Here is a 20573-nt window from a genome sequence, read left to right as displayed (position 1 = left end):
GGTTGCGAAAAAACAGGGCGCGCAGCGAGCCGCGCTACTGCACCAGGGAAAGCAAGGGGCTCAACCCCCTTTTCAAATGTGTGACAAAAGTCGGTGCGGATTATGAGGGCAAGTTTCGCGCCTCAGAAAACCCGGATCCGTATGAATAGCTGCATGGCCAGCAAGCCCAGCACAAACCCAGCACCGCCGTAAAGGATGGACTGCAGCAACCGATTGGTGCGCTTCTGGGTTTCCAGCAGGTCCTTGATCAGATGTTGCTGGTCCGCAGGCCGCTGACGCAGCGCGTCATAGAGCAGGCGCGGCAGCTCTGGCAGCAGCTTGGCGTAATGTGGCGCCTCGGCGCGCAACTCACGCCAAAAGCGCTGCGGGCCCATCTGCTCCAGCATCCATTTTTCGAGGAAGGGCTTGGCTGTGCTCCACAGGTCCAGGTCCGGATCCAGCTCGCGGCCCAGGCCTTCGATGTTGAGCAGGGTTTTTTGCAGCAACACCAGTTGGGGCTGGATCTCGACATTGAAGCGCCTGGAGGTCTGGAATAGGCGCATCAGCACCATGCCCAGAGAGATTTCTTTGAGTGGACGATCAAAGTACGGCTCGCACACCGCACGGATAGCCGACTCCAGGTCGTTGACGCGGGTTTCAGGCGGCACCCAGCCGCTTTCGATGTGCAACTCGGCCACCCGCTTGTAATCGCGGCGGAAAAACGCCACGAAGTTCTGCGCCAGATACTCTTTGTCAGACTCGGTGAGGGTGCCCACGATACCGAAGTCCAGTGAGATGTAGCGCCCGAAGGTTTCAGGCTCCAGGCTGACCTGGATGTTGCCCGGATGCATATCGGCATGGAAAAAACCATCGCGAAACACCTGGGTGAAGAATATGGTGACGCCATCACGGGCCAACTTGGGGATGTCTACGCCAGCATCCTTCAGACGCTCAACCTGGCTGATCGGCACGCCGGTCATGCGCTGCATGACCATCACCTCGGGGCGGCAAAAGTCCCAAAAAATCTCGGGAATGAGCACCAGATCGAGGCCATCCATGTTGCGGCGCAGCTGCGCAGCATTCGATGCTTCGCGGATCAGGTCCAGTTCATCGTGCAGGTAATTGTCAAACTCGGCCACCACCTCACGGGGCTTGAGACGCTTGCCGTCGGCCGACAGGCTCTCCACCCAACCGGCCATCATGCGCATGAGGCTCAGGTCTTTTTCAATCACGGGCAGCATGCCCGGCCGCAAGACCTTCACTGCGACTTCACGCTCCACACCGTCCCTGTCGAGCAGGGTGGCGAAGTGCACCTGGGCAATGGATGCACTGGCGACCGGCGTGCGCTCAAACGACAGAAATACCGAATCCACCGGCTTCTGAAAGGCGCGCTCGATGGTGGCAATGGCCACACCAGGGTCGAAAGGCGGTACGCGGTCTTGCAGAAGCGCCAGTTCGTTGGCGATGTCGGGCGGCAACAGGTCGCGACGCGTGGACAGCACCTGGCCAAACTTCACGAAGATCGGGCCCAACTGCTCCAGCGCCTCGCGCAAGCGCTGGCCCCGCGGGGCGTCCAGATTGCGCCCGACGGACAGGATGCGAGAGAACGTGCGCAACCAGGGCTTTTGAAAGCTGTCCAGCACCAGGGCATCCAGCCCATATCGGAACACCACCCACAGAATGGTGCAGCCGCGCAAAAAGCGCTTCATGCCGCCGTCCGCTCCGTGCTGGTCACAGGCGCAGGAACCACGCTGCCGGTGGGCATGCGCGCGCCCACAAACTGCCGCAGGGCCTGCGCTGCGCGGCGGGCCACCTGGGCCACCTGGTGCGCAGGTGCGTCACCCATCAAGCGGGCCAGATCTTCTTCCACATCCCAGCGGACATGGTCTACCAGCCAGTTGATCTCTGCCGCCAACTGCACATCGCCCTCGATGCGAATGGCGGGCTTGTCACCACGCAAGGCACTCTGCGCCAGGGCCAGGGGCGACAGCTCGGTCACCTCCAGGCGCAAGTCGGGCGAAACGCCTTCGGGCGCCACGTTGAACAGGCCCGCAGGAGTCACCAGCAGCGCCATCGAATAGGCGCGCCATTGCACCAGGGCAACGCGGCCTTTTTGGCGGCGCATGCGCTCCATGGCCTCGGGCTCTTGCATCAAGACATGGTTGATGAACAGCACGGCGCGCTGGTGCACTTCATGGACAAGCCATTGAGGCGGCTGCGGCCCAGAGGTGACGCGATCAAAAATGCTGTCCAGAAATGAAAAAGGGGACTGTGTTGCCATAGTCCCCGATTATTCCCTGAACTGGGAAAGCCCTTCGGTATTTACTGCAAGGCTTGCACGCCTGCCACCAGCCAACCGCCGTTACCCGACTTGCTCTTGGTCATGTTCCACACCTCGCGGAAGGGGCTGGGGCCTGCAGACAGTTCTTCGCGGATCATGCCGGAGAACTCCACGCTGGCCATGTAGCGATCGTCCATCTCTTCAATGCCCAGCAGCTGCGCCTCGATCATCACCACGTCGGTGTGGTTGGGCTCAGCGCCCCGTTGGGACTCCCGTTCGGCCAGCTGTGCACGGATTTCTTCGAGCATGCCGTCGGTCATCATGGAACGCAGCGTGGCGATGTCCGAGCGATCCCAGGCGGCCTGCAAGGTCACGAAGTTGCGCTTGGCGGCAGACACGAAGCCCTCGGCGTCGAAGCCTGCTGGAATGCCCCAGTTTTGCGAGCCTGCCAGGCCAGAACCGATCACCACGCCCGAACCCTGGGCTTGGCGCGAAGCGTCAAACGCCATACTGCTGCGCTCCCAAGGACGGGCCGATGCGTCGTTGCCGACGTTTTCAGGGCGATAGGTGTGAGGCGCCTGCGCTGCCGCAGGGTTGGAAGCACCAGCGCCCTGGAAGGCGAAAGGCGAAGCGCCCGACTGGTTGGCAGCGCCAGAGCGGCGAGCGCGCATCACCATGCCGATGACCGCCACCACGGCCAAGGCCACCAGAGCAATCAACAGGAACTGAGCGAACTCGGCGCCCAGGCCCAGCGAGCTGGCCAGCCAGGCCAGGCCCAGGCCAGCGGCCAAGCCACCCAGCATGGCACCCCAGGGGCGCTTGGGCGCAGCAGCGGCGGGAGCGGCAGCAGGCGTTGCCGGTTTGGCAGCGGCTGCGCTGTTCGTGGCGGCGCCACCTTGCGAAGGAGCACCTCCGGCGGATTCGCGCTGGGTAACGTTGCTCGATTGCTGCCCAACGGATTTACCGCCACCCATGCGCTTGGCTTCAGCGTCCACATGGACCACCGCCATCAGCGCGACCAAAACCACAGACCATAGTTTCATCATGTCATCTCCGTTGTGTCATTCGTCAGCGTTGAGCGCAATCATTGCTCTCAGCACTTGATTCCAACATGCAAAGCCACTACTCCGCCAGTCATGTTGTGATAGTCCACATGCCCAAAGCCGCTTTGTTGCATGAGGGATTTGAGTTCTTCCTGACCGGGGTGCATCCGAATGGACTCTGCCAGGTAACGGTAGCTGGCGTCATCGCCCGCCACCATCTTGCCCAGCTGGGGCAGGATTTTGAAGGAATACCAGTCGTAAACCTTCTCCAGCGGCTTGGCCACTTTGGAGAATTCCAGCACCAGCAGTTTGCCGCCGGGTTTGAGCACACGGCACATTTCGGTCAGCGCGCGGTCCTTGTGCGTCATGTTGCGCAAACCAAACGCCACGCTCACCACATCGAAATGCGCGTCGGGAAAAGGCAACTGTTCGGCGTCGCACACCAGGGTGGGCAAGATCACGCCAGCATCAATGAGCCGGTTGCGCCCCGTGCGCAGCATGGCTTCGTTGATATCGGTGTGCACCACGCGCCCGGTGGTGCCCACCTTTTTGGCAAATGCCAGAGAAAGGTCGCCCGTGCCGCCTGCAATGTCCAGCACCTGGCTGCCTTCGCGCAGGTTGGCCACCATCACGGTGTAGGCCTTCCAGGCGCGGTGCAGGCCGCCGGACATCAGGTCGTTCATCACGTCGTACTTGGACGCGACCGAGTCAAACACGCCGCGTACGCGCTGTGCTTTTTCTTTTTCGTCTACCGACTGGAATCCAAAATGGGTGGTGCTCATAGGGTCATGCTAGGCGCCTGCGCACCTGCCGTACAGCGACAACCCCGTGCTCATCTGGGGCATCCGTCGCAAAATTGATATAAAAATGGGTTCTAGCGCTTGATATACAAGCGCAGGCAGCTATCTTTTCAATAGCAACCGATTGTGCACATCGTCATCCAGCACGCGGCCCAGCCATCAATGGCTGCCGCAGGCATGCCCACCCTTGGCGGCCATCGGTGCGTCACGGTCCACCCCCGCTGCGGCCAGGCGCTCGGCGTATTGCTTCCACAACGCATCCTGCTGCTGACCCAGCTCGTAGAGGTAATCCCAGCTGAAGATGCCGCTGTCGTGCCCATCCGAAAAAGTCGGCTTGACCGCGTAGTTGCCCACGGGCTCCAGGTTGACCAGCGTGACGTCGCGCTTGCCGGTTTGCAGCACTTCCTGCCCCGGGCCGTGGCCCTGCACTTCGGCAGACGGCGAGTACACGCGCATCAGCTCGAACGGAATGCGGAAAGAAGCGCCGTCCGAAAAAGCCACCTCCAGCACGCGGGAAGCCTCGTGCACCGTCAGTGCGGTGGGCGCGGGTGCGCCCGATTTCAAACCTGCCATGCGTTCACCTGTTCAAAAATTTAAAACGACTGCCCTACTCCGACTGTGCGTGGCGCATTCAGCCAGCGACCAATGCCGCCTGTAAATGGGTGCGCAGATCAGCCTCCAGCGCTGGCAGCCGGTCGCGCACAGCGCCTTCCTGTGCCGCAGGGCTGAGCCGCTGGGCGGCTGCCCACACGGGCGCGGGGAAGTGGCTGTCCCAGTCAAACCGGGCAATCACATGCCAGTGCAGGTGCGGCACCATGTTACCCAGGGCTGCAATATTGACCTTGGTGGGGGCCAGGTGCTGGCGCAAGGCCTGCTCCACCACGGTCACTGCGTCCATGCAGTGCACCCGATCCTCGGCCGAGAGGTCAGAAAATTCGGCAACGTGCGCATTCCACACCACCCGGTAGAAGGCCGGAAAGCCCGCCTCGTTGGCACGGATCACGCGCAACCGCGCGCCGCGCCACACCAGCGCACCACCGTCTTCGGCGCACAAAGGGCAGGCAGGGGCGCGGTCCGCAGCCATCAGACGAGCACCCGCTCGATACCGCCCTGGTTGGCACGGTGCACGTATTCGGGCATCCAGTTCTCGCCCAGGATCTCGCGGGCCATTTCGATCACGATGTAATCGGCTTCGAGCAGGCCGTTTTGCAAGTCGTCCTGGTAGCGGTTCAGGCCCTGCAGGCAGCTGGGGCAGCTGGTCAGGATCTTGACGTTTTCCTTCTCGCCCACGGCACCGCTGGCACGCAGCAGGGCTTCGCCCTTGCGGATTTCTTCTTCCTTGCGGAAGCGCACCTGGGTGGACACATCGGGCCGGGTCACGCCCAGGGTGCCGGATTCGCCGCAGCAGCGGTCGCTCTTGAGCACCTGCTCGCCCACCAGCGCCTTCACCGTCTTCATCGAGTCCTGCTGCTTCATCGGGTTGTGGCAGGGCTCGTGGTACAGGTAGGCGCCCTTGCCTTGCAGGGTGATGCCCTTTTCCAGCAGGTACTCGTGGATGTCGATGATGCGGCAACCGGGGAAGATCTTGTCGAACTGGTAGCCCTGCAGCTGGTCGTAGCAGGTGCCGCAGCTCACCACCACCGTCTTGATGTCCAGGTAGTTCAGCGTGTTCGCCACGCGGTGGAAGAGCACCCGGTTGTCCGTGATCATCTTCTCGGCCTTGTCGAACTGGCCGCTGCCGCGCTGCGGGTAGCCGCAGCACAGGTAGCCCGGAGGCAGCACGGTCTGCACGCCCGCGTGCCACAGCATGGCCTGCGTGGCCAGGCCCACCTGACTGAACAGGCGTTCGGACCCGCAGCCGGGGAAGTAGAACACCGCCTCGGTCTCGGCCGTGGTGGTCTGCGGGTCGCGGATGATCGGGACGTAGTCCTTGTCCTCGATATCGAGCAGCGCGCGTGCCGTCTTCTTGGGCAGGCCGCCGGGCAGCTTCTTGTTGATGAAGTGGATCACCTGCTCCTTGATCGGAGCGGTGCCCACCGTGGCTGGAGGCTTGGCCGTCTGCTTGCGGCCCACCTTGCGCAGCAAATCCACCGCCATGCGCTGGGCCTTGAAGCCCACGTTGACCATGCCCGAACGCAGCAGCTTGATGGTGTCGGGGTTGGTGGCGTTCAGCATGGCCATGGCCATCTTGTTGCCGGGGCGGAAGCTCTTCTTGCCCATCTTGCGCAACAGGTTGCGCATGTTCATGGTCACATCGCCAAAGTCGATCTTGACCGGGCAAGGCGTGTAGCACTTGTGGCACACCGTGCAGTGGTCTGCCACGTCTTCAAACTCTTGCCAGTGCTTGATGGACACACCGCGGCGCGTCTGCTCTTCGTACAGGAAGGCTTCGACCAGCAGCGAAGTAGCCAGAATCTTGTTGCGAGGGCTGTACAGCAGACTGGCGCGTGGCACATGGGTGGAACACACGGGCTTGCACTTGCCGCAACGCAGGCAGTCCTTCACCGAATCGGCAATGGCGCCAATGTCGCTTTGCTGCATGATGAGCGACTCGTGCCCCATCAGCCCGAAGCTGGGCGTGTAGGCATTGGTCAAATCGGCATGCATGAGTGCAGCGTTTGAAGCGTTTTTGGCCTCTGGCGCTTGTCCAGCAAGCGCGGGCAGCTCCTGATTTCGTAGCAGCTTGCCCTTGTTGAAGCGGCCTTCCGGGTCCACCTTGCGCTTGTAGTCGGCAAAGGGCTGCAGCTCCGCGTCGGTCAAGAACTCCAGCTTGGTGATGCCGATGCCGTGTTCGCCCGAGATCACGCCGTCCAGGCTGCGGGCCAGCACCATGATGCGGGCCACCGCCTCGTGCGCGGTCTGCAGCATCTCGTAGTCGTCGCTGTTGACGGGAATGTTGGTGTGCACATTCCCGTCGCCCGCGTGCATGTGCAGCGCCACCCACACGCGGCCCTTGAGCACGCGCTTGTGGATAGCCACGGCCTCGTCCAGGATGGGCTTGAATGCCGCACCCGTGAAGATGCCTTGCAGCGGCGTGCGCAGCTGTGTCTTCCAGCTGGCGCGCAGGGTGTGGTCCTGCAACTGCGGGAACAGGGTTTCGACGTTGTCGAGCCAGCCTTGCCACAGGGCACGCACTTCCGCCACCAGGGCAATGGCTTGGGCCACGCGCTCTTCCAGCAGCTCGGCAGCGGGCACGTCATCGGCCGCATCCTGTTTGCCCAGCGGAAGATTGCCACGCTCAAAAAACTCAGTCAGGGTGTCGCACAGCTTGAGCTTGTTGCGCAGGCTCAGCTCGATGTTGATGCGCTCGATGCCGTCGGTGTACTCGGCCATGCGCGGCAGCGGGATCACCACGTCTTCATTGATCTTGAAGGCGTTGGTATGGCGGCTGATGGCGGCCGTCTTCTTGCGGTCGGCCCAGAACTTCTTGCGCGCATCGGCGCTGATGGCAATAAAGCCCTCGCCGCTGCGGGTGTTGGCCAGGCGCACCACTTCGCTGGTCACGCGGGCCACTTCGTCGGCGTCGTCGCCCGCAATGTCGCCAATCAGCACCATCTTGGGCAGGCCGCCGTTGCCTTTCTTGCTCTTGGTGGCGTAGCCCACGGCCTTCAGATAGCGGTCATCCAGGTGCTCGAGGCCCGCCAGAAGAACGGGGGAGGGGCCCTGTTCATTCCCTCCTTCGCCACTGCGCTTTTGCAGGGAAAACATGTAGTCCTTGATGTCCACGATGCTGGGCACAGCATCCTTGGCGTTGCCAAAGAACTCCAGGCACACGGTGCGGGTGTGCTCGGGCATGCGGTGCACCACCCAGCGGGCGCTGGTGATCAGGCCGTCGCAGCCTTCCTTCTGAATGCCGGGCAGACCGGCCAGGAACTTGTCCGTCACGTCCTTGCCCAGACCTTCCTTGCGGAAGGTGCGGCCTGGGATGCTCAGGCGCTCGGTGCGCACGGGCGTCTTGCCGTCGGCCTCGAAATACTGCAGCTCGAAGGTGGCCGTCTCCACGTCATGGATCTTGCCCATGTTGTGGTCCAGACGCGTCACTTCCAGCCACTGGGCGTCGGGCGTGACCATGCGCCAGCTGGCCAGGTTGTCCAGCGCCGTGCCCCACAGCACGGCCTTCTTGCCGCCTGCGTTCATGGCGATGTTGCCGCCAATGCACGATGCCTCGGCGCTGGTCGGGTCCACCGCAAACACAAAGCCTGCGCGCTCGGCCGCATCGGCCACGCGCTGCGTGACCACACCGGCTTCGGTCCAGATGGTGCCCACCTCCCGGTCCAGACCCGGCAGGCGGCGCATCTCCACCTCGGTCATGGCTTCGAGCTTTTCGGTGTTGATAACCACGCTCTTCCAGGTCAGCGGAATCGCGCCACCCGTGTAGCCCGTGCCACCCCCACGCGGGATGATGGTCAGGTCCAGCTCGATGCAGCCCTTGACCAGCGCAGCCATCTCGGCCTCAGTGTCCGGCGTGAGCACGACAAAGGGGTATTCCACGCGCCAGTCGGTCGCGTCGGTCACGTGGCTCACGCGTGAGAGGCCGTCGAACTTGATGTTGTCCTTGGCGGTCAGGCGGCCCAGCGTCTTTTGAATCTGGCGGCGCAGCTTGCTGGCCTGCTCGAACGTGGCGTTGAACTCCACCACGGCGCGGCGCGCGGCCACCACCAGTTCGCCCACCAGGCGGTCGCGCTCGGCATCATCAGCGGGGGTGCGGCGTTTTTCGATTTCGCCCAAGCGGTGGTTCAGCGCATCGACCAGCAGCTTGCGGCGGTCGGGGTTGTCCAGCAGGTCGTCCTGCAAATAGGGGTTGCGCTGCACCACCCAGATGTCGCCCAGCACTTCATACAGCATGCGGGCCGACCGGCCGGTGCGACGCTCTTTGCGCAGCTGGTCCAACAGGTCCCAGGCGGAGGAACCCAGCAAACGGATCACGATCTCCCGGTCAGAGAACGAGGTGTAGTTGTACGGAATTTCACGCAGACGGGCAGGCTCGGCGGCCTGCGTCTGCAAGGCAGCCAACGCGATCGGAACATTCATGGGTTAGAGCGTGTTATGTACTTTTACGTGCCCACGAAAACCGGAGAAAGGCCCGGCAACGAGGCGCAAGACGCGCAGCGGTACGTGTACCGTCAGCGGCGTGCAACAAAGTGGCCGGGCCTGTCTCCGGCTTTCCCGGAGGGTTGGGCCCTGAGGTTAGCGCTCGCGGCGTTGCAGACCTTGCCAAGGCTTGAGCCTTGCCAGCAGTCCGTGCCTTGCGATCACTAACCTCAGGGTCCAACGTGGGTACGTAAAAATGCATAACACGCTCTAAACCTGGGGTGGGCGCCACGCGCCCGTGAGCCTCGGGGGCGTGATTTTATGCCAGCGGCTTCCCGGGCGCAGAAAGGGGGCACAGAGGCCTTTGACCGCCGCGCCCTGCCCACCCCTCGCTCAGCGGGTGCGGCACAGCATGCCCTCAGTCAAAACAGTAATGGGCGCCAAAACGCTGGCCCACCCGCAGCACCTGGCCTGCCCCACGGGCCACCACGGCATTCATGCCGAAGGTAATGGCCCCGTCCAGGCGCTTGTCGCTGCGGTAGGTGCTCAGCGTATCGCTCACGGCAGGGCTGCTTTGCGCGGTGGCCGGGTCGATGTTGGGAATCGGGCAGCGGGCACAGGGCTTGACGTGGCGCAGCTCGGCGGTGTCGGCTTCGTCACCCTGCCCCACGGCAATGTGCACACCGTCGATGCGGTCCTCGTCATGGGCGTCCACACCGCCCAGCACCACATTGGGCCGAAAACGTTCCACGCCCACCGCCTCGTGCCCTTTGACAACAAGTCGCTCATTCAGGTCGTCGATGGAGGCCTCGCTCGTCACCAGCACCGCAAACCCGTCGGCAAACTGGGTGTGCGCATCCAGGTCACCCGTCCACTTTTTGCTGGACAGGCGCAGGTGTGCCGGGTCAAAACGCACCAGGCGGCACGGCTGCCCCAGAAAATCGCTGAACCACTGGGCCGCCAAGGCGCCCATGTCCCACGCGGGCACGGTGTCATCCCACACGGTGACGGTGGCCGGGCCTTCCACCAGGTCCAGAGCGACATGCAATGCCAGCATGCCCGGTGCCCGCAGCACCATTTCAGAGGATTTGAGTTGCGGGCGGATCAAGGCCATGCGCGGCAAGGTGCGCTGGGTCAGAAAATGCCCCTGCGCATCCACCACCATCCAGGCGCGGTCCAGATCCAGGCCTGTTTCGGTCAGCACAGCCTCCTGCACCTCGATACCGGCGCACGATTTCACGGGGTAGATAAACAGCCGCGCAATGGTTCCCGTCACATCGAATTCGGTTTCTAAAGACACGGCCCCACACTCCCTTTCATTGATTCGTTCACGCCACCTGGTCAGGCTGGTTGCCTGCGGCACACGGCAAAGTCGGAGATTCTGCACCGCGCCTGTGGTCGTCAGTGCGCTCCTACAATGCCCGCATGGCGCACACCTTTGACATTTGTATCCGTGGGGCCGGCATCGTCGGCCGCACCCTGGCCCTGTTGCTGGCACGCGAGCGCTTGCGTGTGGCACTGGTGGCCAACCCCACACCGCAGGCTGCCGCAGCACCCGATGTGCGCGCGTACGCACTGAACACCGCATCCCGCACCCTGCTTGAATCGTTGCGCAGCTGGCCCGACGCACAGCACGCCACGGCCGTAGCCCGCATGGACGTGTTTGGCGACAAGGATGGCGCAGTGCACTTCGACGCAGCCGCCCAGGGCGCCGAGGCGCTGGCCTGGATTGTGGACGTGCCCGCCCTGGAGCAACGTCTGGCCGAAGCCGTGCGCTACCAGCCCCAGGTGGAAGTGGTGCAAGCCGCCGTGAACGCTGCCCTGACGGTGGTGTGCGAAGGGCGCGCCAGCAGCACCCGGGCAGAGTTCGGCGTGGATTTCGAAGTCACCCCCTACACACAGCACGCCATCGCCACCCGGCTGGAGTGCGAACACCCGCACGGCCAGGTGGCCCGGCAGTGGTTTTTGCCCGATGGCATCCTCGCCTTCTTGCCGCTGGATGGCCCAGAGGGTCGGTCGGTGGCCGTGGTCTGGTCGGTAGACCGCGAGCAAGTCGCCCCGCTGCTGGCGCTGGAGCCCGAAGCGTTTGCCGAGCAGCTCGAAACCGCCAGCCAGGGTGCGCTGGGGCGGCTCGAACTCACCTCCGCCCGCTCTTCGTGGCCGCTGCAGCAGGCGCAGGCGTCCCGCTGGTGCGGCCCGCTGCCCAGCCCTGGCAAAACCCCGCACAGCTGGGTGCTGGCGGGCGACGCGGCCCACAACATCCACCCCCTGGCAGGCCAGGGCCTGAACCTGGGGCTGGCCGATGCCCAGACCCTGGCCCGTGTGCTGCATGGCCGCGACTACTGGCGCAGCGTGGCCGACATGCGCCTGCTGCGCAGCTACGAACGCGAGCGCAAGGCCGCCATGCTGCCCATGAGCCTGGCCACCGACGGGCTGCAGCAGCTGTTTTCGCGCACCGAGAACCCGCTGCAAACCCTGCGCAACTGGGGGATGCGCGGCTTTGAACGCAACAGCCTTCTCAAAAACTGGATCGTCCGCCAGGCCATGGGAACCCATTGACGCCTGCGCACTCCGACAGAAACCGACGCCGCACCATCGCACAACGCACAGGGCGGCAGCCAGCCAACTTTTGACTCGATTCGCTATGAAACTCATCCCTACCCTGCTGGCTGCGGCCACTTTGGCCTTCGGCCTGTCGGCCCAGGCTCAAGAATCCACCATCCGCAAAACGCTGGGCGAACGCATCCCGCAAATGGGCAAGATCGACGAAGTGCGGCCCACCGCCATGCAGGGCCTGTACGAGGTGCGCATTGGCACTGACGTGTTCTACACCGACGCCAAGGGCAACTACGTCATCCAGGGCGAACTCATTGACACCAAGGCCCGGCGCAACCTGACCGAAGACCGCATCAACAAGCTCACGGCCGTGGACTTCTCGGAGCTGCCCCTGAAGGATGCCTTCACCATCGTGCGCGGCGACGGCAAACGCAAGGTGGCCGTGTTTGAAGACCCCAACTGCGGCTATTGCAAGCGCTTCGAACGCGACCTGCAGAACGTGGACAACATCACGGTGTACCTGTTCCTGTACCCGATCCTGAGCCCCGACTCGGCCGAAAAGTCCCGCAACGTCTGGTGCGCCAAAGACCGCGTGGCCGCCTGGCAAGACATGATGGTGCGCGAGAAGGTGCCCGCCGCCGCCAGCTGCGACACCGCCGCCATCCAGCGCAACCTGGCCTTTGGCCGCAAGCACAAGATCACCGGCACCCCGACGCTGATTTTTGCCAATGGTTCGCGCGTGCCCGGCGCCATCAGCGCCCAAGAAGTGGAAAAACGCCTGGCCGAAGTGGCTGGCGAAGCCCCCAGCGCCAACTGAACCTGAGGGCTGGGCGCTGACGCATGGCCGCTAGCACGCCATTTCAGCCCCTGCCCCGACCAAGGAGCTTTCATGCCCAAGCCCACAGCAGCCGCCGCCCGCGCGGGCGTCCACTACGAGGTGATTGCTGCCCACCTGCAGGCGCATTTGTTTCAGGTGACCCTGACCATTGCCCAGCCCCAGGCACAGCAAACGGTGTCGCTGCCCGTGTGGATTCCCGGCAGCTACCTAGTGCGTGAATTTGCAAAAAACCTGCAGAACCTGCGCGCCCGCCAGGGCAAGCGCGAAGTCAGCCTGCAGCAGACCGACAAGCACACCTGGGTGGCCGATTGCCATGGCAAGGCACCCCTGGTCTTGACGTACGAGGTCTGTGCCTACGACAACTCGGTGCGTACGGCGTGGCTCGATGCATCGCGCGGCTTTTTCAACGGCACCAGCCTGTGCCTGCGCGTGCACGGGCAAGAGCAGCAGCCTCACACCCTGGAGGTGTCCGCCCCGGCAGCGCCCACCTGGTCCCTGGCCACCGGGCTGGCTGCGCTGAAGGTCGATAAGAAAGGCTTTGGCCTGTACGCCGCAGCCGACTACGACGAACTGGTGGACTGCCCCGTGGAAATGGGCGACTTCTGGGTGGGCAAGTTCACCGCATGCGGTGTGCCCCACCGCTTTGTGGTGGCCGGGGCCGCGCCATCGTTTGACGGCCAGCGACTGCTGGCCGACACCCAGAAGATTTGCGAAACCGCCATTCGCTTCTGGCACGGCCAAGGCAAGGCCCCATTCACCAGTTACCTGTTCATGCTTAACGCCGTGAACGACGGCTACGGCGGGCTGGAACACCGCAACTCCACCGCATTGATCTGTGGTCGCCGCGACCTTCCCCGCCAAGGCGAAGCGCGCCAGAGTGAGGGCTACACCACCCTGCTCGGCCTCATCAGCCACGAATATTTCCACACCTGGAACGTGAAGCGGCTGCGCCCCGCCGAGTTTGCCGGCTACGACTACGACCAGGAAAACTACACGCAGCTGCTGTGGTTCTTCGAGGGCTTTACCAGCTATTACGACGACCTGCTGCTGCGCCGTGCGGGCCTGATTGACGACGCCACCTACCTCAAGTTCATCACCAAGACTATCAACCAGGTGCTGCAAACGCCTGGCCGCCAGGTGCAAACGGTGGCACAAGCCAGCTTTGATGCCTGGGTGAAGTACTACCGCCAGGACGAAAACACCCCCAACGCCACGGTGAGCTACTACACCAAAGGCTCGCTGGTGGCGCTGTGCCTGGACCTGCACCTGCGCCAGCACGGCAAGGCCACGCTGGACGACGTGATGCGTGGCCTGTGGAGCCGCTGCAAGGCAGGCCCCATGAGCGAAGCAGATTTGCTGACCGTGCTGGAGGAGCTGACCGGGCGCAGCTACGCCGCCGAAATTGCGCAGTGGGTGCACAGCACCGACGAGCTGCCGCTGGCCGCCTTGCTGGCCGCACACGGCGTGACCCTCAAGCCCGACACTGCCCAGCTTGCGCAGCGCCTGGGCATTCGGGTGGCCGAAAACCACAGTGTGCAGATCAAGACCGTGCTGCGCGGCAGCGCGGCTGAACAGGCTGGTTTTGCTGCGGGTGACGAATGGCTTGGCCTGCGGGTGAAAACCCAGGCCTGGCGCATCAGCAAGCTCGATGACGTGGCGTTTTACGCCGGCCCCCAAACCCAACTGGTGGCCGTGGTGGCGCGCGACGGCCGTTTGCTGGAGCTGCCCCTGACCCTGCCCGCTGCGGTGCCACCGGGCGGCGCCGCCCAAGGCAAAGCCCGCCGCCAGCCCCAGCCGGATACCGTGACCCTGACCGCCACAGACACTGCCGCCGCCAGCCGCTGGCTAGCCGGCGCTGCGTGACAGCAAGGTGCAAGCTGCTTGGATATAGTCAGCGGCTGCCCTGCTGGACTGAACCAGCCCCCCATTTCAAAACCCCAAACCAGGAGACAACATGGCCTACGAAACCATTGAAGTGCGCACCGAAGGCGAGAAGGTTGGCATCATCACGCTCAACCGCCCCAAGCAACTCAACGCACTGAACGACCAGCTCATGAACGAGCTGGGCGAAGCCCTGAAGGCGTTTGATGCCGACGAAAAGATCGGCTGCATGATCATCACCGGCAGCGAAAAGGCCTTTGCCGCAGGGGCCGACATTGGCGCCATGGCCAAGTACAGTTTTGCCGATGCCTACAAGGGCGACTACATCACCCGCAACTGGGAAGCCATTCGCAGCATCCGCAAGCCCGTGATTGCTGCTGTGAGCGGCTTTGCGCTGGGTGGCGGCTGCGAACTGGCCATGATGTGCGACTTCATCATCGCCGCCGACAACGCCAAGTTTGGCCAGCCTGAAATCAAGCTGGGCGTGATCCCCGGCGCGGGCGGCACGCAGCGCCTGCCACGCGCGGTGGGCAAATCCAAGGCCATGGACATGGCTCTGACAGGCCGCATGATGGACGCCACCGAAGCCGAGCGCTCTGGGCTGGTGAGCCGCGTGGTGCCGTTCGACAAGCTGATGGACGAAGCCCTGGGCGCCGCGCTGATCATTGCCGACTTCTCGCAGATCGCCGTGATGGCTGCCAAGGAATCGGTGAACCGCGCCTTTGAAGGCACGCTGGCCGATGGCGTGATGTTTGAGCGCCGCCTGTTCCACGCACTGTTTGCCACGCAAGACCAAAAAGAAGGCATGGACGCCTTCCTGGGCAAACGCAAAGCCAATTTTGTGCACCAGTGATTTTTTTGGTCTATAATTTGAGGCTTCGGTGGTATAGCTCAGTTGGTTAGAGCGCAGCATTCATAATGCTGATGTCCCAGGTTCAAGTCCCGGTACCACCACCAAATCAAAAACCCTGCATGGTACGCCACGCAGGGTTTTTTGTTTCTGGCCCGCTTTGCTGCGGCGGCCCCCGACGCATGCACTGCGTAGCAATGTGCGGCTGAACCCCTTCGCAGGCTCAGAGGGCTGCCTACTGTTTCAAGCGTTTTCGGCCTCCAAGCCAGACGTGGAAAGCGCCAGCAGCTATCAATGAGATAGCAAACCATCCGCAGTGACCAGCCCACCCAGAGCTTCCACCCCCACGGGTGGCTCGGTCAGCCAGGGCAGTACGAAGGTGCGTTGGGCCAAGCCCTGGGCTATGCGCTCGCACTGCTTCCGCTCGCCCACCAGGCGTGCTTGCAGCAGCGGGTCAGACGTACCCGTGGCGGCCACGCTTTTGTTGATGACCCATGCCCAGGGCTCGATGTGGGCGCGGCGCAGGTCTTCCTGCAGGGCTGCGGCCTGGCTCACGGGTGTCACCTCGGGCAGCGTCACGATGACCACATGGGTCATGTCGGCGTCTTGCAGGCGCATCAGCGGGGTGATGATGTGCTTGGCCATCGCGCCCCCGGCGCTGCCCTGGTATTGCTGAGTCATCTGCCGGTGGTAGGCCCCGGTGGCGTCCATCAGCAACAGGCTGTGGCCGGTGGGGGCGGTGTCCAGCACCACAAAGGCCGTGCGGGCTTCGTTCACCACGCGGCTGAAGGCATGGAACACGGCCACCTCTTCGGTGCAGGGCGACTGCAAATCTTCCAGCAGCAGCGCGCGGCCTGCGTCATCCAGAGCCTTGCCGCGCGTGGCCATGATCTTGTCGATGTAGGCCTGCGTTTCGGCCCGGGGGTCGATGCGCCCCACTTTCAGCCCGGGCAGGCTGCCGTCGAGCTGGCTTTGCACGTGGGCCGCCGGGTCGGTGGTGGTGAGGTGCACGCTGTGGCCCCGCTGAACCAGGCCCACGGCCAGGGCAGCGGCAATGGTGGTTTTGCCCACGCCACCCTTGCCCATCACCATAATGAGCCCGTGGCCCTTGGCAGCCAGTGCGTCGGCCATGGCGGCCAGCGGTTCGGCCTGCAAAGCGGCGCCAGCCGCAGCCGCTGGCGTAGCGGGGGGTACGACATCCCCACCCAGCAAGGCGCGCAGGGCTGGCAGGCCCACGGTATCGAAGGCACGCAGGGGCACTTCGTCGCGCGGCAGTTGCGCCAGGGCATCAGGCATCTGGCCCATGGCCTCGCGGCCCAGGCGCTCGATGGCGTCGGCCACCGGGTCTTGCCCCGGCTGGCTGGCGCGGAACACGCCGTTGATGGCCAGGCGCTGGTTGGCAAGCCCCAGGGCACGCAGTTCTACGGCGGTGCGGGCGGCCTCTTGCATGGGGCGGGGATCGGGGCGGGTGACGAGCACCACGGTGGTCAGCGCAGGGTTGCTCAGTGCCGCCAGGGCCGCGTTGAAGCGGGCCTCCTGCATCTTCAGCCCCGAGTGCGGCCCCAGGCAGGAGGCGCCCCGGTCGTTGCCCGCCAAAAATCCCGTCCAGGCCTTGGGCAAGCTCAGCAGGCGCAGCGTGTGGCCGGTGGGCGCGGTGTCAAACACCACATGGTCGAAGGTGTGGTCGGCATCCGCCCCCTCGCTGGCCAGCAGGGCGGCAAATTCATCGAACGCGGCGATTTCGGTGGTGCAGGCGCCCGAGAGCTGCTCGCGCACCGTGGCGCGCTCGTCTTCGGTGGCCGTGGCCTCCAGTTGCGCCAGCACGCGCTGGCGGTAGGCCTCGGCGGCGTTGTCGGGGTCGATGTTGAGCATGCTCAGCCCCGGCACACCGGGCACGGGCACCGGCTGGTTGGACAGCGGCACACCCAGCATCTCATCGAGGTTCGAGGCTGCGTCAGTGCTCACCAGCAGCACGCGCCGCCCAGCATCTGCCAAAGCGATGGCAGTAGCGGTCGACAAGGAGGTTTTACCCACACCACCCTTGCCGGTGAAGAACAGAAAGCGGGTGGGCTGGGCCAGCAAGCCCAGGCGCGCGGGTGAGGAAGGGGAAGAAGTGGAAGCGGCTGCGGCGTTCATGCCGCCAGCATGGCACAACAGCGTGGCTTTGTCGCGCTGCCAAGGCCGCCGTGGCCCAGCGCTGCAAATGCACATTGGCCTGCGTCAAAGCCGCGGCGCTGCGCGGCCCGGGCCTGCCGCCGCTCAATGGCTGTGCGCCACCCCGCTCACCATCATCACCACGACCATCCCGGCGATCAGCCATGCGATCTGCGCGATGGTTTCGCGCGCCGTGAGCCGTTTTTGCAGCTGAGGGATCAAATCGGCCAGTGCCACGTACACAAAGCTGCTGGACGCCACGGCCAGGAAGTACGGCAAGAAGTCCTGCAACTGCCCCACCAGGAAGTAGCCCACCGCCCCGCCCAGCGCGGTCACGGCTCCGGCCAGCGACACCTTCAGCAGCGCCATGCGCCGGTTGGCGCTGCTCTGACGCAGCACCACCAGGTCGCCCATGTGGTGCGGCACCTCGTGCGCCATCACCGATACGGCGGCAATCACCCCCAGGCGCATGTCGGCCATGAAGGCCGATGCGATCAGAATGCCATCGCCAAAACAATGCACGCTGTCGCCCGTGAGCAGCGCCCAGCCGCCCGCACGCGGGCTGTGGTGATGGTGCGCGTGGCCATGATCGTGCCCATGATCGTGCCCATGGTGATGACCGTGGTGGTGCCCATGGTGGGGGTCGTGCGCGGCGGGCTCTGCATGGCTGTGCTCATGCCCGTGGTGCCACAGCTCGGCCTTGTCCAGCAGAAAGAAAAACACCACCCCCACCAGCAAGGTGGCGAACAGGTCGTGCGCGCCCGCCTGGCTCTCAAACGCCTCGGGCAGCAAGTGCATGAAGGCTGTGGCCAGCAAGGCCCCTGCGGCCAGGCTGAGCAGGTGCTGCGGGCCCACGCCATCGTGGCGCCCACCCAGGCCCATACGCATCAACAGTGCTGCAGCCCACACGCTGCCTATGCCCGCAGCCAGCGTGGCGATCAAGATTGCTATCAATGTCATAGCTATTAGCGCTTATCAGTATTGCCCTAGAGGCATTTTTTATTAAACATCTGCACACCCCCAGCCCACTTCGCTGACCACGCCAGGGCAGCCCTTGGCAAACCACTGGTGAAGCGTGAACTGCGTCATCTGTTTTGAACCAGGCCTGCGCGCACTGCAAGCCGCATTCCGCTGCGCCGTTGCAGCGGCAGGAGCGGTGGTTGGCGTGAAAAGTGCGCGGCGTTTGAGGGCACCACAAATTCGAAAACCTTGGCTGCAGCAAAGCCGCTGGCGAGGGCTGATTTCATCTTAGCAATCGTGTCAATAGGCCCTGCAGAACTTTTTCAACACTTTTTTTCAGCAGCCAGTGTGCCTCCCTTTTCCCTGTCAAAGCCCGCGCAGTGCGGCCCAAGGCAGTTGCGTGATGGCGGTTGCGGCACACCACACATCGCAGCGGTGCCATCGCCACCCATTCCATCACTATCAAAAAAAAAGATAGCTGCTGGCGCTTGATTATCAAGCGCCAGCAGCCGTTTTCATGCACAAAGCCAATTCGGCAGCCCCGCCAAGCCCAGGCGGGCCGCCCGCCTCACGCCGCCTCAAGCCGCCTGTTTGGCCGTCAGCTTGTCCTGCGTCTTCGTCTCAAAGTCGCTCGCATCATGCCGCTCATGCAACTGGCTGGCCAGGTCACCGCGCACCCGGTTCACCATGCGGCCACGGCGCACTGCTGGGCGCTGTGCAATCTGCTCAGCCCAGCGCAGCACATGGGAGTACTCATGCACCTGCAAAAACTCGCCTGCGTCGTAGGCCTCGCCCTTCACCATCAGGCCATACCAGGGCCAGATCGCCATGTCGGCCACGGTGTACTCATTGCCCGCTACGTATTCCGTCACGGCCAGGCGCTGGTTCAGCACATCCAGCTGGCGCTTGGTTTCCATGGCATAACGGTCAATCGCGTACTCGATCTTGACCGGCGCGTAGGCATAAAAATGCCCAAACCCGCCACCCACAAACGGCGCACTGCCCATCTGCCAGAACAACCACGACAGGCACTCGGCCCGAGCCGCGCCATCTTTGGGCAAAAAGGCACCAAACTTCTCGGCCAGATACATCAGGATGGCTCCGGACTCAAACACCCGCACAGGGTTGGCAGGGTCCGTGCGGTCTTGCAGCGCCGGAATTTTGGAGTTGGGATTGATGCCCACAAACCCGCTGCCAAACTGGTCGCCATCGCCAATGCGGATCAGCCACGCGTCGTACTCCGCCCCGCTGTGGCCCAGCGCCAGCAGCTCTTCCAGCATGATCGTGACCTTCACGCCATTGGGCGTGCCCATCGAATAGAGCTGCAGCGGGTGCTTGCCCACGGGCAGCTCTTTGTCGTGCGTAGCCCCTGCAATGGGCCGATTGATGCTGGCGAACTGGCCGCCGTTTTCTTTGTTCCATTGCCAGATGGAGGGTGGGGTGTAGGGGGTGGGGGTAGCCATGCGGGACTCCGAGAGAAAAGTGGGGATCTAGCGAAGTTGCTAGCGATTGCCGAGTGAGTTTAACGACGCGATTTAGGGTCTGCTGGGCCCTCACGAATGGCCTTGGGAGCAGACCTACTGAGGAGACGAAGGCAAAGATCATCCATGGCCATGGTTAACGTCGGCACCTGGTACGACTGGCGTTTTACCCCCATACACTTGAGCAAAAGCAGGAGGGAGCAATATGGCTTTAGGCGACTACTTCAAAGGTCCTGAATACAAGGCTGTGGCGGCGCGGCTGGAAGTCGAATTGGAAGCGCAACGGCAGCAAGGTCACGCCGAGCTAAATGCGCTTCAAGCCAAGTTCGACGATCTCGAGACAAAGGCCCGGGAGATCGGGATACTGGATCTGCTGGCAGTAAAAAAGCAAATTCAGGCTGAAGAAACACAGCTTGCCAACATAAAAGCACAGGTGGCCTCAGCGCATACAGATCTGGATGCGGTACGCGCCCAACTACGGGTAGTTCAACAGCAAATTTTGGGCGCGGAAGATACCGTTTTACTGGAGTCGTTTGGACTCTATACGCCCAAGTACCAATTCACACACAGCATTGATTACAAAAAACGCCTTGATGAAATTCGAGAAGATCAGAAGCAAACAGCACGAGGGTTAACAGGCCGTTGAAAAAGTGCTCTTCGAACGCATCAAGGTCGTGGATTTCGAAGAAGCAAGTCGCCCAGACGCGCCCACGAATCAA

At 63.3% G+C, this 20573-nt stretch carries 16 protein-coding genes and 1 tRNA gene; 6 read left to right on the top strand and 11 right to left on the bottom strand.

Annotated elements, in window-relative coordinates:
* Window positions 1-122: 122 nt before the first annotated feature.
* The 8 genes from ubiB to BDD18_RS13585 form a co-directional block, all read right to left on the bottom strand.
* Window positions 123-1688: a ubiquinone biosynthesis regulatory protein kinase UbiB gene (ubiB, locus tag BDD18_RS13620; RefSeq protein WP_066699153.1), complete on the bottom strand. Its 1566-nt coding sequence runs from the start codon at window positions 1686-1688 to the stop codon at window positions 123-125.
* On the bottom strand, window positions 1685-2260 hold the full coding sequence (locus BDD18_RS13615; protein WP_066699164.1) for a hypothetical protein: 576 nt from the start codon (window positions 2258-2260) through the stop codon (window positions 1685-1687). The genes ubiB and BDD18_RS13615 overlap by 4 nt, the downstream gene beginning before the upstream one ends.
* A 41-nt stretch (window positions 2261-2301) precedes the next feature.
* Window positions 2302-3306, bottom strand: coding sequence for a Tim44 domain-containing protein (locus BDD18_RS13610; protein ID WP_142083727.1), 1005 nt, complete (start codon window positions 3304-3306; stop codon window positions 2302-2304).
* A gap of 47 nt (window positions 3307-3353) precedes the next feature.
* Entirely contained in the window at window positions 3354-4085 is a 732-nt protein-coding gene (gene ubiE, locus BDD18_RS13605) for a bifunctional demethylmenaquinone methyltransferase/2-methoxy-6-polyprenyl-1,4-benzoquinol methylase UbiE (protein WP_044399366.1), read from the bottom strand.
* A 177-nt stretch (window positions 4086-4262) separates the two neighbouring features.
* Window positions 4263-4676 carry a gamma-butyrobetaine hydroxylase family protein gene (locus tag BDD18_RS13600; protein ID WP_066692671.1) on the bottom strand — a complete coding sequence of 138 codons (414 nt, stop codon included), beginning with the start codon at window positions 4674-4676 and terminating at the stop codon, window positions 4263-4265.
* A gap of 58 nt (window positions 4677-4734) precedes the next feature.
* Entirely contained in the window at window positions 4735-5187 is a 453-nt protein-coding gene (locus tag BDD18_RS13595) for an HIT family protein (RefSeq protein ID WP_044399372.1), read from the bottom strand.
* Window positions 5187-9134 carry a DUF3683 domain-containing protein gene (locus tag BDD18_RS13590; RefSeq protein WP_066692667.1) on the bottom strand — a complete coding sequence of 1316 codons (3948 nt, stop codon included), beginning with the start codon at window positions 9132-9134 and terminating at the stop codon, window positions 5187-5189. The genes BDD18_RS13595 and BDD18_RS13590 overlap by 1 nt, the downstream gene beginning before the upstream one ends.
* 418 nt (window positions 9135-9552) lie before the next feature.
* The gene (locus BDD18_RS13585; RefSeq protein WP_142083725.1) at window positions 9553-10434 is read right to left on the bottom strand and encodes an MOSC domain-containing protein; all 882 of its coding nucleotides are present in this window, start codon (window positions 10432-10434) and stop codon (window positions 9553-9555) included.
* A 125-nt stretch (window positions 10435-10559) separates the two neighbouring features.
* Here BDD18_RS13585 and BDD18_RS13580 point away from each other — a divergent pair, with 125 nt between their 5' ends.
* From BDD18_RS13580 to BDD18_RS13560, 5 genes are all read left to right on the top strand, one after another.
* Window positions 10560-11693, top strand: coding sequence for an FAD-dependent monooxygenase (locus BDD18_RS13580; RefSeq protein WP_142083723.1), 1134 nt, complete (start codon window positions 10560-10562; stop codon window positions 11691-11693).
* Between the two features lie 85 nt (window positions 11694-11778).
* Window positions 11779-12507 carry a DsbC family protein gene (locus BDD18_RS13575; RefSeq protein ID WP_066788611.1) on the top strand — a complete coding sequence of 243 codons (729 nt, stop codon included), beginning with the start codon at window positions 11779-11781 and terminating at the stop codon, window positions 12505-12507.
* A gap of 72 nt (window positions 12508-12579) precedes the next feature.
* Window positions 12580-14391 carry a M61 family metallopeptidase gene (locus tag BDD18_RS13570; protein WP_142083722.1) on the top strand — a complete coding sequence of 604 codons (1812 nt, stop codon included), beginning with the start codon at window positions 12580-12582 and terminating at the stop codon, window positions 14389-14391.
* A 91-nt stretch (window positions 14392-14482) separates the two neighbouring features.
* On the top strand, window positions 14483-15262 hold the full coding sequence (locus BDD18_RS13565) for an enoyl-CoA hydratase (protein WP_044399391.1): 780 nt from the start codon (window positions 14483-14485) through the stop codon (window positions 15260-15262).
* A gap of 27 nt (window positions 15263-15289) precedes the next feature.
* Window positions 15290-15366 (top strand) — tRNA-Met (locus tag BDD18_RS13560).
* 184 nt (window positions 15367-15550) lie between these two features.
* On the opposite strand, the gene arsA is transcribed toward BDD18_RS13560, so the two are convergent.
* The 3 genes from arsA to yghU all read right to left on the bottom strand — a co-directional run bounded on the left by arsA (window position 15551) and on the right by yghU (window position 19836).
* Window positions 15551-17395, bottom strand: coding sequence for an arsenical pump-driving ATPase (arsA, locus tag BDD18_RS13555; protein ID WP_244939089.1), 1845 nt, complete (start codon window positions 17393-17395; stop codon window positions 15551-15553).
* 123 nt (window positions 17396-17518) lie between these two features.
* A complete protein-coding gene (locus BDD18_RS13550; RefSeq protein ID WP_142083720.1) occupies window positions 17519-18373 on the bottom strand; it encodes a ZIP family metal transporter in 855 nt (284 codons plus the stop codon).
* A gap of 578 nt (window positions 18374-18951) precedes the next feature.
* Window positions 18952-19836, bottom strand: a complete 885-nt coding sequence (yghU, locus tag BDD18_RS13545) for a glutathione-dependent disulfide-bond oxidoreductase (RefSeq protein ID WP_142083718.1) — start codon at window positions 19834-19836, stop codon at window positions 18952-18954.
* A gap of 223 nt (window positions 19837-20059) precedes the next feature.
* Between yghU and BDD18_RS13540 the strand changes: the two genes are divergently transcribed.
* On the top strand, window positions 20060-20500 hold the full coding sequence (locus BDD18_RS13540; RefSeq protein ID WP_142083717.1) for a hypothetical protein: 441 nt from the start codon (window positions 20060-20062) through the stop codon (window positions 20498-20500).
* The last annotated feature ends 73 nt before the right edge of the window (window positions 20501-20573 follow it).

The organism is Acidovorax temperans (assembly GCF_006716905.1).
Lineage (GTDB): Bacteria > Pseudomonadota > Gammaproteobacteria > Burkholderiales > Burkholderiaceae_C > Acidovorax > Acidovorax temperans.
The sequence above is the reverse complement of the archived record's forward strand: the minus strand, read 5'-3'. Positions and strand labels throughout refer to the sequence as shown.

Coding starts and splice junctions, on each gene's coding strand:
- ubiB (WP_066699153.1), bottom strand. CDS start 1,688: ATGAAGCGCTTTTTGCGCGGCTGCACCATTCTGTGGGTGGTGTTCCGA.
- BDD18_RS13615 (WP_066699164.1), bottom strand. CDS start 2,260: ATGGCAACACAGTCCCCTTTTTCATTTCTGGACAGCATTTTTGATCGC.
- BDD18_RS13610 (WP_142083727.1), bottom strand. CDS start 3,306: ATGATGAAACTATGGTCTGTGGTTTTGGTCGCGCTGATGGCGGTGGTC.
- ubiE (WP_044399366.1), bottom strand. CDS start 4,085: ATGAGCACCACCCATTTTGGATTCCAGTCGGTAGACGAAAAAGAAAAA.
- BDD18_RS13600 (WP_066692671.1), bottom strand. CDS start 4,676: ATGGCAGGTTTGAAATCGGGCGCACCCGCGCCCACCGCACTGACGGTG.
- BDD18_RS13595 (WP_044399372.1), bottom strand. CDS start 5,187: ATGGCTGCGGACCGCGCCCCTGCCTGCCCTTTGTGCGCCGAAGACGGT.
- BDD18_RS13590 (WP_066692667.1), bottom strand. CDS start 9,134: ATGAATGTTCCGATCGCGTTGGCTGCCTTGCAGACGCAGGCCGCCGAG.
- BDD18_RS13580 (WP_142083723.1), top strand. CDS start 10,560: ATGGCGCACACCTTTGACATTTGTATCCGTGGGGCCGGCATCGTCGGC.
- BDD18_RS13575 (WP_066788611.1), top strand. CDS start 11,779: ATGAAACTCATCCCTACCCTGCTGGCTGCGGCCACTTTGGCCTTCGGC.
- BDD18_RS13570 (WP_142083722.1), top strand. CDS start 12,580: ATGCCCAAGCCCACAGCAGCCGCCGCCCGCGCGGGCGTCCACTACGAG.
- BDD18_RS13565 (WP_044399391.1), top strand. CDS start 14,483: ATGGCCTACGAAACCATTGAAGTGCGCACCGAAGGCGAGAAGGTTGGC.
- arsA (WP_244939089.1), bottom strand. CDS start 17,395: ATGAACGCCGCAGCCGCTTCCACTTCTTCCCCTTCCTCACCCGCGCGC.
- BDD18_RS13550 (WP_142083720.1), bottom strand. CDS start 18,373: ATGACATTGATAGCAATCTTGATCGCCACGCTGGCTGCGGGCATAGGC.
- yghU (WP_142083718.1), bottom strand. CDS start 19,836: ATGGCTACCCCCACCCCCTACACCCCACCCTCCATCTGGCAATGGAAC.
- BDD18_RS13540 (WP_142083717.1), top strand. CDS start 20,060: ATGGCTTTAGGCGACTACTTCAAAGGTCCTGAATACAAGGCTGTGGCG.